Genomic DNA, 13,147 nt, shown 5'->3' with positions numbered 1-13,147 from the left:
CGGCCAAGCCGTCTGCTCCGCCGGCGCCCGCCGCCGAGGCCCCCGCCCCCGCGGCGCCGGCGGAGCAGACGGCTTGGCCGCGGGGGCTGCCGGAGTCGGGGCTTTGACGGCCTCGACGGCCACGCCGTCGGCGGCCGCCGGTGCAGCCTTCGGCGGTGCCGACGCGGCGGACTTGGCGGGCGCCTTGGCCGGCTCTTCGCTCTTCGCGGCGGCTTTGCCACCGCCGAACGACTCGCGCAGGCGCCGCGCGACGGGGGCTTCCACGGTCGACGAGGCCGACTTGACGAATTCGCCCTGCTCGCTCAGCCGAGCGAGAACTTCCTTACTGGTGACACCGAGTTGCTTGGCCAACTCGTGTACGCGGGCCTTTGCCACTACATCTCCTGTCTATGAGGCGACAGCGGTGGTGGGCCGCGCCTCGGGTTTAGCTATGACGCATGGTCATCGGGACTTCACGGTGTGCTCATGTTCTTCGCTACCTGTTCTGTTGGCCGGGGCGGTGAGCCCGATCTGCTGATCGAAGTACTCCTCCACCCCGGACACATCCGGGGAACCGCTGATCCGCAGCGCGCGCACGAACGCTCGTCGCCGGGTCGCCGCTTGCAGGCACGCCGGTGCGGGATGCAGCCATGCTCCCCGTCCCGGCAGGTTGCCCGCCCGGTCAACGGTCACGGCCTCGTTGCCGTTCCCTGACACAGCGACCACCCGAAGCAACTCGACGGCCAACTCGCGTTTCCGGCATCCGACACACGTGCGCACCGGTCCCTTCGGGGAGCGGTGCGTCCGCGAGGCGGTTGTCGAAGTCTCGCGCTGGATCACGGCTCAGTCTACCCATACACCAGCGGTCGCCCGAACCACCCGATTCAAGCCCGGGCGCCGCCCCTAATGTTCCTGGGCCACGCCTCGGCCGACCTCCTGCTCGGCACCGTTGGCGCCGGGCTCGGGGGTGTCACTGCGGATGTCGATTCGCCACCCGGTGAGCCGGGCCGCCAGCCGCGCGTTCTGACCCTCCTTGCCGATGGCCAGCGACAACTGGAAGTCGGGAACCACCACCCGGGCGGCTCGGGCCGTCTGGTCGATCACCGTCACCGACATCACCTTGGCCGGCGACAACGCGTTGCCGACGAAACGGGCCGGGTCCTCGTCGTAGTCGATGATGTCGATCTTCTCGCCGGCCAGCTCGCTCATCACGTTGCGGACCCGCTGGCCCATCGGGCCGATGCAGGCGCCCTTGGCGTTGAGCCCGGGGACTCCCGAAGCCACCGCGATCTTGGAGCGGTGCCCGGGCTCCCGGGCGACCGCGACGATCTCCACCGACCCGTCGGCGATCTCGGGCACTTCCAGGGCGAACAGCTTGCGTACCAGGTTCGGGTGGGTGCGCGACAGTTCGATGCGCGGTTCGCGCAGCCCGCGGGTCACACCGATCACATAACAGCGCAGCCGGTCGCCGTGCTCGTAGGCCTCGCCGGGCGCCTGCTCGGAGGGCCTGATGACGCCGTCGAAACCTTTGGCCTCGGTGCCCAGCCGCACCACGACGACGCCGCGGGCGTTCTCCCGGGCGTCGCGCTGGACGACGCCGGCGACGATGTCGCCCTCGCGCGCCGAGAATTCGCCGTAAGCCTTCTCGTTCTCGGCGTCACGCAGCCGCTGCAGGATCACCTGACGGGCGGTGGTCGCCGCGATACGACCGAAGCCCTCGGGCGTGTCGTCGTATTCGCTGATTATATTGCCGTCGGCGTCGGTCTCGCGGGCCAGCACGCGAACCATGCCGGACTTGCGGTCGACGTCGATGACCGCGTCGGCTTGGTGCCCTTCGGTATGCCGGTAGGCGGTGAGCAGCGCCGACTTGATGGTCTCCACCACCACCTCGACCGGAATGCCCTTGTCGGCCTCGATCGCGTGCAGCGCCGCCATATCGATATTCATCGGTCGGCCTCCGTTCCCGCATCGGGGGCCTGCCGGCCCGTCAACTCCAACTCACGTGCACTCGGCGCGGCGAACTCGACCTGCACCACCGCGCGCTTGATGTCGCTGAGCGGCAGCCGGCGCCGCTCCCAGTCCCGCCCGCCCCGCACCACCAGGGTCACGACGTCGTCGTCGACGTCGGCCACCCGGCCGGTCACGCCGGTCTCATCGGACAAGGTCACCTCGACCTTGCGGCCGTGCGCACGCCGGAAATGCTTGGGGGCGGTGAGCGGCCGCTGCACGCCGGGTGAGCTGACCTCGAGCACGTATCGGCCGTCGAAGGACAGGCCGTCGAGCAAATCCGACGCCGAGCGCGACAACGCCGCGGCAGTGTCAAGGTCCAGTGGGGTGTCGCCATCGGCGACCACGGTGATCCGCGGCAGCGGGGCACGGTCGTCGACCACGACGTCTTCGATCTCGTATCCGGCACGGCTGAACTCAGCATCGAGCAGCTCGATCACCTGTGTTTGCGATGGTAGCCCGGTGGCCACGGCGAGCTCCTCATCTTGAGTTGTCCGGTCGTCGCGTTCCCGCGCGCCAGGCGCACCGGGAACCAGCCACCAACGATACGCCGTGGTGTGCACACCCACAGCAAACCGGCAAAAGCACCGGCCGTGCCCTGTCGCCCCGCCACCGGCCACGTCGCGTCCGTCCGGCGGCACCGGGGTGGCAGGATGTCTCAGGTGTCCGGCCCACTGACCGCCATCGACCGGCGGCGCCTGCTGAGCGGAGCCGGGATGGTCGCGCTGATCGCCTTGGCGGCGCCGGCGTGCGGCTCGGCTCCGGCCCCGCCGGCTGTCGATGATCTGGAGGCGCAACGGCAACTGGCGCAGCACGACAGTGAGCTGGCCGCCGCGGCGGCGGCGGCACTGACCCGAGCACCCGACCCCGACGCCAAGGCGCTGGCCGCGGCGCTGGACCAGGTGTCGCTCGAGCGGGCCGAACACGCCCGTGCGCTGGCCGCCGAGATCGCCCGGGCCGCGCGGCGGCCGGCGCCGGAAGCCACCGCGAGCAGCACACCGGCCGACGTGCCGGACGGGCCGGCTCCGACGGTATCCGAGGTGGTCAGCGCACTGCGTGCGGCGGCCGACAGTGCCGGCCGCTTGGCCACCACCGCCACGGGATACCGAGCCGGGCTGCTTGCCTCGGTCGCGGCGGCCTGCACGGCCTCCTACGCTGTCGCATTGGTGGTGCAGTCATGACCTCGGCCGAACCCAGTCCGCTCAGCGCGCCCGACGCCGCCCTGTGCGATGCGCTGGCCACCGAGTACGGCGTCGTCTACGGCTACGGGATGGTGTCGGCGTACTCCCTGCCGGAGCTCAACGACCTGGTGGTTCCCACGATCCGTCAGCACCGCGAGCGCCGGGATCGCACCATCGCCATGCTGGCCGCTCGCTCCGTTCCGGTCCCGCAACCCGCCGCCGGCTATCAGTTGCCCATGCCGCTGACCACGTCTGACGACGCGCTGCGGCTGGCAGTCCGGATGGAGAACGACACCGCGACCGCCTGGCGCGCGGTCGTCGAGCAGGCCCGCGAACCCGCGGATCGCGAGTTCGCCGCGACCGCGCTCGGCCAAAGCGCGGTATTGGCCGCGCACTGGAACCGGGCGTTGGGGAACTGGCCGATCACCCGGGCGTTCCCCGGCGGCCAGGATTGAACGCGACCTTTCCGATAGCGACCGCCGGGTCAGCCGGCCTCGGCGCGGACGGCCGCGAGGACCTGTCCGGCCAGGTCGGCGTCGATCGACAGCTCGCGGGTCTGCCCGGAGAAGCGGTCCCGCAGTTCGACGACCCCGTCGGCCCAGCCGCGTCCCAGCACCACGATCCACGGCACACCGAGCAGTTCGGCGTCCTTGAACTTCACCCCCGGCGAGGCCTGCCGGTCATCGAAGAGCACCTCCAGACCGAGCCGGTCCAGCTCGGCGGCCAGCTCGGTGGCACCGGCGCGGGCGGCGTCGTCCTTGTTGGCGATCACCAGGTGCACGTCGAACGGCGCGACCTGCGCCGGCCAGCGCAGGCCCAGCTCGTCGTGCTGTTGTTCGGCGATGACGGCGACCAGCCGCGACACCCCGACCCCGTAGGAGCCCATCGTCAGCCGCACCGGCCGGCCGTCCTCGCCGAGCACGTCGGCGGCGAACGCGTCGGTGTATTTGCGGCCGAGCTGAAAGATGTGGGCGATCTCGATGCCGCGGGCACTGACCAGCGTGCCCGCCCCGTCCGGAGACGGGTCACCGTCGCGGACCTCGGCGGCTTCGATGGTGCCGTCGGCGGTGAAGTCACGCCCGGCGACCAACCCGACGACGTGCTTCCCGGGAGCGTCGGCACCGGTGATCCAGCTGGTGCCGTCCACCACGCGGGGGTCGACCAGATAGCGGATACCGTTGTCTTGCAGAGCTTTCGGGCCGATGTAGCCCTTCACCAGGAACGGGTGCTCGGCGAAGTCGTCGTCGGACAGCAGGGCGTATTCGGCGGGGTCGAGCGCCGCGCCCAGTCGTTTCTCATCGACCTCGCGGTCGCCGGGCAGTCCGATGCCCAGCAGATGCCATTCCCCGCCCGGTAGCCGCACCTTGAGCAGCACGTTCTTAAGGGTGTCGGCGGCCGTGACGCTGCGGCCCAGGCCGGCGCCGTTGGCCCAGTCCACCAACGTGGCGATCGTCGGGGTATTGCCGGTGTCGTGCACTTTCGGCTCCGGCAGGCCCTCGATCGGCTGCGGCTGCGGGCGGGCGGTGATCACCGCCTCGACGTTGGCGGCGTAGCCGGACTCCGGGCAGCGAACGAAGGTGTCCTCGCCGACCTCGCTTTCGGCCAGGAACTCCTCGGAGGCCGATCCGCCCATCGCGCCCGAGACCGCCGAGACGATCACGTAGCGCACGCCCAGCCGGTCGAAGATGCGCTGGTAGGCGACCCGGTGTGCGTCATAGGCGGCCTGCAGCCCGGCGTCGTCCACATCGAAGGAGTAGGAGTCCTTCATCACGAACTCGCGGCCGCGCAGGATGCCCGCCCGCGGCCGCGCCTCGTCGCGGTACTTGGTCTGGATCTGGTAGAGCACCACCGGGAAATCCTTGTAGGAGCTGTACTCCCCCTTGACCGTCAGGGTGAACAGTTCCTCGTGGGTGGGGCCGAGCAGGTAGTCGTTGTCGCGGCGGTCCTTCAGCCGGAACAGGCCCTCGCCGTACTCGGTCCAGCGGTTGGTGGTCTCATACGGTGCGCGCGGCAACAGCGCCGGGAACAGGATCTCTTGACCGCCGATGGCGTTCATCTCCTCGCGCACCACCTGCTCGATGTTGCGCAGTACCCGCAACCCCAGCGGCAGCCAGCTGTAGAGGCCCGGTGCGATCGGCCGGATGTAGCCGGCCCGGATCAGCAGCTTGTGGCTGGGGACTTCGGCATCGGCGGGGTCGTCGCGCAGCGTGCGCAGGAACAGTTCGGACATCCGGGTGATCACAGGCCGAGAGCCTAACTTCTCCGTTGCGGGCGCTCCGGGAAGCCACCCTGTTCGCGGCGGCCCGTCGGCAGTCAGAGGTTGCCGGCGCCGAACGCGTCCTGGGCCTCCTGGGCATGCGCGACCTGCTTGGCCGAGTAGCCGATCAGCAGCGAGATGGCACCGACCAGCACCGCCACCCCGGCCACCCACAGCAGCCCGTAGGTGTAGCCGGCGTCCAACGCGGCGATCTGGGTGGGGCTCATGGTCTTGACCGGCATGTTGGTGCCGCCCAGATACAGCGTGCGCGAGGTGATGACGGCCTGGACGACCGCCAGCACGATCGGGCCGCCGAGGTTCTGCAGCATCAGCGCGATCGCCGAGGTCGGCCCGATCTGGTCGAAGCCCACGCCGGCGATCGCCGACAGGGTCAACGGCACCACGATGACACCGATCCCGAGTCCACCGAGCACGATCAACGTCACGAAGTTCGGGAAGTACGCAATGTCCCGGTCGATCGTCGATCCGTAGATCATCGCGCCCAGCAACACGACGCCACCAGAGATCACCAGCACCCGGGGCGGGAACAACCGGACCAGCTGCGACGACACCCCGAGACCGACGCCCAGCCCGATGACGAACGGGATGAACCCGACGCCGGCGCGCAACGCCGAATAGCCCATCAGATCCTGCACGTACAGCCCGATGGTCACGGTCAAGGTGAACAACACCCCGCCCGCCAGGAAAATGGCCGCGAAGGTGAGCAACCGGTTGCGGTCCCGGAACAGGCTGAACGGCACCACCGGGTTCTCCGCGGTACGTTCCACCAGCGCAAAGGCCAACAGCGCGACTACCGCCACCACCCCCGAGCCGATGGTGATCACCGAGATCCAGCCCTTCTCGGGACCGATCGTGAACGCGAACACCGCGGCGGTGCAGCCCAGCGTCGCCAGCAGCGCCCCGGCGGCATCCAGCTTCATGCGCTCGCGCTGGGTCTCGGTCAGCGCGGTCCGGGCCAGGTAGATCATCAGCACGCCGATCGGCACGTTGATCCCGAACGCCAGCCGCCACGACACCTCGGTCAGTGCACCGCCGGCCACCAGACCCATCACCGAGCCGACGGCGGTCATGGCGCCGAACACCGCGGTGGCCGCGTTGCGGGCCGGCCCCTTCGGGAACGTGGTGGCGATCAGCGCCAGCGCGGTGGGCGAGGCGATGGCCGAACCGACGCCCTGCAGCAGCCGGGCGATCACCAGCGTGGGGGCATCCCAGGCGGCCGCGCACAGCACCGAGGCGATGGTGAACAGCGCGACGCCGCTGATGAAGGTGCGTTTGCGGCCGATGGTGTCGCCGAGGCGACCACCGAGCAGCATCAGCCCGCCGAAGGTCAGCACGTAGGCACTGATCACCCAGCCGCGGCCGGCATCGGACAGACCGAGGTCGTTCTGGATCTTGGGAAGCGCGACGATCGCAATGGTGCTGTCCATCGTGGCCAGCAGTTGCATGCCCCCGATGGCAATCACGGCGTAGATGAAACGACGAGAGGGCAGCATGGATGAGATATACCTGCTCGTGCGGCTAACGATGTCCGAGCCCTGACGAGTCGGGGAAGCGGCCCCGGCGGCGTCTGCCGGCCACTGCGTGGTCGCCCGTCCTGCATCGTCGAGAGCAGTCATAACGGGCTACCCTACAGTAATATTAAGAGATGTTTAAACCCCGAAGCCCGCGACTGCCCCGATAACGACGATCGCAGGAGGTCGGATGCCCTCCGCGCGGATCTTTTCGGGCGCGTCGGCCAGCGTGGCTCGGAGCGTGTGCTGCGCGGGGGTGGTCCCGTGCTGAACCACCAGCACCGGAGTATCGGCAGGTCGGCCGCCTTTTTGCAGTACCGCACTGAACTGCTCGATACGTTCGACGGCCATCAGCAACACGATGGTGCCACGCATCGCGGCCAGTGCATCCCAATTCACTAACGATTCCGGGTCATCGGGGGCGATATGGCCGCTGACCACCACGAATTCGTGGTTCACCGCCCGGTGCGTGACCGGGACGCCGGCCTGCGCCGGCACCGCTATGGCACTGGTCACACCCGGTACCACCGTCACCGGAATCCCGGCGTCGGTGCAGGCCAGGACTTCTTCGTACCCGCGCGCGAACACGAACGGGTCGCCGCCCTTGAGTCGCACCACGAACTTGCCAGCCGCGGCACGTTCGATCATCAGCGCGTTGATGGCGTCTTGGGCCATCGCCCGGCCGTAGGGGATCTTGGCAGCGTCGATGACTTCGACGTGCGGCGGCAGTTCGGCGAGCAGTTCGGGCGGCGCGAGCCGGTCGGCCACCACGACGTCGGCGTGCGACAGCATGCGCCGGCCGCGCACCGTGATCAGTTCCGGATCGCCGGGGCCACCGCCGACCAGGGCCACGCCCCCGCGGACCACGTCGGAGGTCGCCTCGACGTCCATAGCGATCAGACCGGACTGCAACGCCTCCCGGATCGCCGAACGGATCGCCGCCGACCGACTGTGCTCGCCGCCGGCCAGCACCCCCACCGACAGGCCGGCGTAACTGAAGCTGGCCGGGGTGACCGCCGATCCCTCGACGGCGAGATCAGCGCGCACACAGAAGATTCGGCGACGGTCGGCCTCGGCGACCACGGCGGCGTTGACATCCGGGTCATCGGTGGCCGCAATCGCGTACCAGGCATCGGTGAGATCTCCATCCCGGTACGCGCGCGACACCAGCGTGATGCCGGGCTTGCGCTCCCCCAACGCCTCGACCGACGGGGTCGCGCCGGGCGCGATCACCACCACCTGGGCGCCGCTGTCCACCAACAACGGCAGCCGCCGCTGTGCGACGCCTCCCGCGCCCACCACCACGACCTTGCGTCCGGCCAACCGCAGCCCGACCAGATATGGGTTCTCGGTCACGCGATAACTCTAAGGCTGGCCGTCGGACGCCGGACGCAGCGCAAGCTGTCGGGTCCCCCACTCCCACACCTGCTCGAAGAGGGCGGGCTCGTCGGCGAGCCGCACACCCAGCGACGGGACCATCTCCTTCAGCGTCGGCAGCCAGCCCGCGAACCGGCTCGGGAAGCAGCGCGCCAACACGTCCAGCATGGCCGGCACCGCGGTCGACGCTCCCGGCGAGGCGCCCAGCAGGCCCGCGATGCTGCCGTCGGCGGCATGCACGATCGTGGTGTCGAACTCCAGGCGGCCACGGCGGATCACCTGCACCCGCTGGCCGGCCCGGATCGGTGACCAGTCCCCGTCGAGCGCATCCGGCACGAAGTCGCGCAGCGCAGCCGGCCGCGCGGCGGGGCCTCGCCGCAGTTGACCGAGGAGGTAGCCGACCAGTTTCCGCTCCCGGATCCCCGCACCCAGCAGTGACGCAGCGTTGTCGAAGCGCAGCGATCGGGGCAGCTCCGTGGCCCGGCCGTGCTTGAGGAATCTCGGCGACCAGCCCGCGAACGGCCCGAACAGCAGCCACGGGGCACCGTCGACCACCCTGGCGTCCAGGTGCGGGGCCGTCGTCGCGGGGGCGCCGGCCGCCGGGGCGCCGTACACCTTGGCGCGGTGGGCGGCGACCAGCTCCGGGACCCCGCTGCGCAGGAACACCCCGCCGATCGGGAATCCGCCGAAGCCACGGATCTCGGAGATGCCCGAGCGCTGAAGCAGTCCCAGCGTGGCTCCGCCCGCCCCGGCGAAGACGAATTTGGCTCGCAGCCTGCGTCTTTCGCCGGTGTAGCGGTCGATGAGGCCCAGCATCCAGCCACCGTCGGGCTCTCGGCGGATTGCGCGCACCTCATGGCCGAACAGCGTCTCGGTGCCGTGGCGCACGCCGTAGCCGATCAATTGCCGGGCCAGCGCGCCGAAGTCGACGTCGGTGCCGTGGGGCGACCAGTCCAGCGCCACCGGCTCGCCGGAACTCCGGCCGGCCGCCATCAGCGGCAGCCGCGCGGCGAACTCATCGAAGTCGGTGATGAACTCGGCTCCGGCGAACAGCGGGTTGGGGGCCAGCGCGCGGTGGCGACGACACAGCTGATCGACACCGTCGGCGCCGTGGGCGAAGCTGACGTGCGGGACCGGGTGCACGAAGTCACGCGGCCGGCCGAGCAGCCCATGTTGCACCGCGTAGGCCCAGAACTGGCGGGTCACCTGAAATTGCTCATTGACGCGGATCGCCTTCTCCGGCTCGTAGAACAGCTCGCACAGGCCCGCATGACCGGTACCGGCGTTGTTCCAGGGGCCGCTGCTCTCGGCAGCGGCGGTGTCCAACCGCTCGATCACGGTGATCGAGGCGCCCGGCTCCAGCCGGCGCAGGATCGCCCCCAACGTGGCACTCATGATGCCCGCACCGATCAGCGCCATATCCGTCTGAAGCGGTTGGGACACGTCAGCCAGCCTAGCCACGATGGCGGTGAACCGCGGCGCCCGGTTCCGGCGCACTTGCGCCCGGCTCGGCTCGCCCACCGTTTAGGCTGACGCCATGGAAAGCTACGATCTGGCGATCATCGGAACCGGTTCGGGCAACAGCATTCTCGACGAGCGTTACGCCGACAAGCGGGTGGCGATCTGCGAGCAGGGCACCTTCGGCGGCACCTGCCTGAACGTGGGGTGCATCCCGACGAAGATGTTCGTCTACGCCGCCGAGGTGGCCGCGACGGTGACCCGAGCGGCGCGCTACGGGGTGGACGCCCGCATCGAGAAGGTCCGCTGGAACGACATCGTCTCGCGCGTCTTCGGCCGCATCGACCCGATCGCCACCGGGGGCGAGGAGTATCGCCGCAGCCTGCCGAACGTCGACGTCTACGACCAGCACACCAGGTTCGCCCCGGTCGGTTCCGATGGCGGATACGTGCTGCGCACCGCCGGCGGCGAGCAGTTCAGCGCCGCGCAGGTGGTGATCGCCGCCGGAGCGCGATCCTGGATTCCGCCGGTGATCGCCGACAGCGGGGTGCACTACTACACCAGCGATGACGTGATGCGGATGGCCGAGTTGCCCGAGCATCTGGTGATCATCGGCGGTGGTTTCATCGCCGCCGAATTCGCGCACGTCTTCTCCGCCTTGGGTGTCCGGGTCACGGTGGTGATCCGCGGCTCGACATTGCTGCGACACTGCGATGAGACCGTCGCCGAGCGGTTCACCCGGATCGCCGCGGGCAAGTGGGAGTTGCGCTCGCAGCGCAACGTGGTCGCCGCCCGCCAGGAAACACCCGCCCACACCGGCGTCATCCTGGAACTCGACGACGGGTCGATCCTGCGGGCCGATGCGTTGCTGGTGGCAACCGGCCGGGTTCCCAACGGCGATCTGTTGGAGGCCGGGCAGGCCGGCATCGACATCGCCGGCGGCCGGGTGGTGGTTGACAAGTATCAACGAACCACGGCGCGCGGTGTTTTCGCGCTCGGCGATGTCTCCTCCCCCTATGAGCTCAAACACGTCGCCAACCACGAGGCCCGGGTGGTACAGCACAACCTGCTGCGCGACTGGGATGACGTCGACGCGATGCGGATCACCGATCACCGTTACGTGCCGTTCGCGGTGTTCACCGACCCGCAGATCGCCGCGGTCGGATTGACCGAGAACCAGGCGCGGGCAAAGGGACTCGACATCTCGGTGAAGATCCAGGACTACGGCGACGTCGCCTACGGCTGGGCCATGGAGGACACCACCGGGTTCGTCAAACTGATCGCCGAACGCGGCACCGGGCGGCTACTCGGTGCGCACATCATGGGTTATCAGGCGTCGTCGATCGTCCAGCCGTTGATCCAGGCCATGAGCTTCGGGCTGACCGCGGCAGATATGGCCCGCGGCCAATACTGGATCCACCCGGCACTGCCGGAGGTCGTCGAGAACGCGCTGCTCGGTTTGTGAGGGGAATGCGATGAGGTCGCTTCTGCTGTGCCGGCAAGACCTGGACTTCCTGTTGTTCGACTGGCTGCGAGTCGACGAGCTGACCCGCCGGAGCCGCTTCGCCGAGCACTCCCGGGAGACCTTCGCCGACACATTGGACCTGTGCGAACAGCTGGCGAGCCGTTATTTCGCCCCGCACAACAAGAAAAGTGATGCCAATGAGCCCACCTTCGACGGGGTCGAAGTCGCCATCATCGGCGAGGTCAAGGACGCCTTGGCGGCATGCGCCGACGCCGAGTTGATCGGCATGGCGATGGACTACGACGTGGGTGGTGCCCAACTGCCGGTGACGGCGGCCCAGGCGGGTTTCGCCTGGCTGATGGCCGCCAACGTCAGCACCGCCGGGTATCCGATGCTGACGATGGCGAACGCGAACCTGCTGGCCAAGTTCGGCAGCGAAGAACAGATCGCCGCCTTCGTCAAACCCATGCTCGCCGGCCGCTTCTTCGGGACCATGTGCTTGTCGGAGACCCAAGCCGGATCATCGCTGGCCGACATCACCACCCGCGCGGAACCGCGCGCCGATGGCACATTTCGGCTGTTCGGGTCGAAGATGTGGATCTCCGGTGGAGAACACGAACTGAGCGAAAACATCGTCCACCTGGTGTTGGCCAAGATCCCCGGCGGTCCGGCCGGCACCAAGGGGATCTCGCTGTTCATCGTGCCGAAGTATCTGGTGGAGCGCGACGGCGCATTGGGTGAGCGCAACGACGTCGTCCTGGCCGGGCTCAACCACAAGATGGGTTATCGCGGAATCACCAACACCGTGCTCAACTTCGGGGAGGGCGGCCATCGGCCCGGTGGCGAGCCGGGCGCGGTCGGCTACCTGGTCGGGTCCGAGCACCGCGGGTTGAGCTACATGTTCCACATGATGAACGAGGCCAGGCTGGGGGTGGGTATGGGCGCGATCGCGCTCGGCTACACCGGCTACCTGAAGTCGCTCGACTACGCCCGCAGCCGACCGCAGGGACGTCCGGTGACGGCGAAAGATCCGGCGGCGCCGCAGATTCCGATCGTCGAGCACGCCGATGTCAAGCGGATGCTGCTGGCGCAGAAGTCCTATGTCGAGGGCGCGTTGGCGTTGGCGCTGTACTGCGCACGGCTGGTCGACATCTCCCACACCGCAGAATCCGATCAGGAGCTCGAGCACGCCACCGCGCTGCTGGACATCCTCACCCCGATCGCCAAGAGCTGGCCGTCGCAGTGGTGTCTGGCCGCCAATGACCTGGCCATCCAGGTGCACGGCGGCTACGGCTACACCCGCGAGTACGACGTCGAACAGCACTACCGGGACAACCGGCTCAACCCGATCCACGAGGGCACCCACGGCATCCAGAGCCTGGACCTGTTGGGACGCAAGGTGGTTCAACACGACGGAGCCAGCCTGTCCGCCCTGCACCGGACCATGACCGACACCATCACCGCCGCTCGGCAGGCCGGTGGCGAATCAGCCCATCTCGCAGCGCAGCTCGACGCCGTCGTTCAGCGGCTGGTCGCGGTCACCGGGAGCATGTTCGCCGCCGGCGACCTCGATGCCGCACTGGCCAACAGCGCGATCTACCTGGAGGCCTTCGGCCATGTGGCGATCGCCTGGATGTGGCTGGAACAACTGCTGGCCGTCGCCGATCGCAGCGGGGACTTCTTCGAGGGCAAACGCCAGGCGGCCCGGTATTTCTTCCGCTACGAACTGCCCAAGACCGGACCCCAGCTCGACCTGCTGGAGAGCCTGGACCGCACCACCTTGCAGATGCGCCCAGAGTGGTTCTGACGCGCTAGTGTCCTGAGTCATTAATTCGTACGCTCTTGTTAGCATGGGTGATGCCATCGCCGCATGCCGCCAAGATCGTCCTGA

General features: G+C 68.8%; 12 protein-coding genes. 4 read left to right on the top strand and 8 right to left on the bottom strand.

The window, feature by feature from the left end; translation table 11 throughout:
- From BST10_RS21320 to rimP, 4 genes are all read right to left on the bottom strand, one after another.
- Nucleotides 1-375: translation initiation factor IF-2 N-terminal domain-containing protein (locus BST10_RS21320; protein WP_207567916.1), on the bottom strand; the 375-nt coding region annotated here is incomplete at its 3' end.
- A 66-nt stretch (nt 376-441) separates the two neighbouring features.
- Nucleotides 442-696, bottom strand: coding sequence for a YlxR family protein (locus BST10_RS21315; RefSeq protein WP_409371391.1), 255 nt, complete (start codon nt 694-696; stop codon nt 442-444).
- A 186-nt stretch (nt 697-882) separates the two neighbouring features.
- Nucleotides 883-1,926, bottom strand: a complete 1,044-nt coding sequence (gene nusA / locus BST10_RS21310) for a transcription termination factor NusA (RefSeq protein WP_083040564.1) — start codon at nt 1,924-1,926, stop codon at nt 883-885.
- Nucleotides 1,923-2,456 carry a ribosome maturation factor RimP gene (gene rimP, locus BST10_RS21305; protein WP_013829496.1) on the bottom strand — a complete coding sequence of 178 codons (534 nt, stop codon included), beginning with the start codon at nt 2,454-2,456 and terminating at the stop codon, nt 1,923-1,925. The genes nusA and rimP overlap by 4 nt, the downstream gene beginning before the upstream one ends.
- A gap of 183 nt (nt 2,457-2,639) precedes the next feature.
- Here rimP and BST10_RS21300 point away from each other — a divergent pair, with 183 nt between their 5' ends.
- Entirely contained in the window at nt 2,640-3,167 is a 528-nt protein-coding gene (locus BST10_RS21300; RefSeq protein WP_083040563.1) for a hypothetical protein, read from the top strand.
- On the top strand, nt 3,164-3,622 hold the full coding sequence (locus tag BST10_RS21295) for a ferritin-like domain-containing protein (protein WP_083040561.1): 459 nt from the start codon (nt 3,164-3,166) through the stop codon (nt 3,620-3,622). Before BST10_RS21300 ends, BST10_RS21295 begins: the two co-directional genes overlap by 4 nt.
- Before the next feature lie 29 nt (nt 3,623-3,651).
- Here the strand turns inward: BST10_RS21295 and BST10_RS21290 are convergent, their stop codons facing one another.
- From BST10_RS21290 to mqo, 4 genes are all read right to left on the bottom strand, one after another.
- A complete protein-coding gene (locus tag BST10_RS21290) occupies nt 3,652-5,409 on the bottom strand; it encodes a proline--tRNA ligase (protein ID WP_083040559.1) in 1,758 nt (585 codons plus the stop codon).
- 71 nt (nt 5,410-5,480) lie between these two features.
- Complete coding sequence (locus BST10_RS21285; RefSeq protein ID WP_083040557.1) at nt 5,481-7,061, bottom strand: MFS transporter; 1,581 nt, start codon at nt 7,059-7,061, stop codon at nt 5,481-5,483.
- Nucleotides 7,062-7,094: 33 nt separating this feature from the next.
- Complete coding sequence (gene cobA, locus BST10_RS21280; RefSeq protein WP_013829501.1) at nt 7,095-8,312, bottom strand: uroporphyrinogen-III C-methyltransferase; 1,218 nt, start codon at nt 8,310-8,312, stop codon at nt 7,095-7,097.
- 9 nt (nt 8,313-8,321) lie between these two features.
- A complete protein-coding gene (mqo, locus tag BST10_RS21275) occupies nt 8,322-9,776 on the bottom strand; it encodes a malate dehydrogenase (quinone) (RefSeq protein WP_083040566.1) in 1,455 nt (484 codons plus the stop codon).
- 94 nt (nt 9,777-9,870) lie between these two features.
- Here mqo and mtr point away from each other — a divergent pair, with 94 nt between their 5' ends.
- Together mtr and BST10_RS21265 are read left to right on the top strand one after the other, a co-directional pair.
- The gene (gene mtr, locus BST10_RS21270; RefSeq protein ID WP_083040556.1) at nt 9,871-11,256 is read left to right on the top strand and encodes a mycothione reductase; all 1,386 of its coding nucleotides are present in this window, start codon (nt 9,871-9,873) and stop codon (nt 11,254-11,256) included.
- Between the two features lie 10 nt (nt 11,257-11,266).
- Complete coding sequence (locus tag BST10_RS21265) at nt 11,267-13,063, top strand: acyl-CoA dehydrogenase (protein WP_083040554.1); 1,797 nt, start codon at nt 11,267-11,269, stop codon at nt 13,061-13,063.
- The last annotated feature ends 84 nt before the right edge of the window (nt 13,064-13,147 follow it).

Source organism: Mycolicibacter algericus DSM 45454 (assembly GCF_002086455.1).
Classification (GTDB): Bacteria; Actinomycetota; Actinomycetes; order Mycobacteriales; family Mycobacteriaceae; genus Mycobacterium; species Mycobacterium algericum.
This window is presented reverse-complemented; position numbering and strand designations above follow the sequence as displayed.

What these genes read in the sequence shown, in the direction of transcription:
- BST10_RS21295 (WP_083040561.1), top strand. Translation starts at nt 3,164, where the DNA reads ATGACCTCGGCCGAACCCAGTCCGCTCAGCGCGCCCGACGCCGCCCTG.
- BST10_RS21265 (WP_083040554.1), top strand. Translation starts at nt 11,267, where the DNA reads ATGAGGTCGCTTCTGCTGTGCCGGCAAGACCTGGACTTCCTGTTGTTC.
- mtr (WP_083040556.1), top strand. Translation starts at nt 9,871, where the DNA reads ATGGAAAGCTACGATCTGGCGATCATCGGAACCGGTTCGGGCAACAGC.
- nusA (WP_083040564.1), bottom strand. Translation starts at nt 1,926, where the DNA reads ATGAATATCGATATGGCGGCGCTGCACGCGATCGAGGCCGACAAGGGC.
- BST10_RS21300 (WP_083040563.1), top strand. Translation starts at nt 2,640, where the DNA reads ATGTCTCAGGTGTCCGGCCCACTGACCGCCATCGACCGGCGGCGCCTG.
- BST10_RS21285 (WP_083040557.1), bottom strand. Translation starts at nt 7,061, where the DNA reads ATGACTGCTCTCGACGATGCAGGACGGGCGACCACGCAGTGGCCGGCA.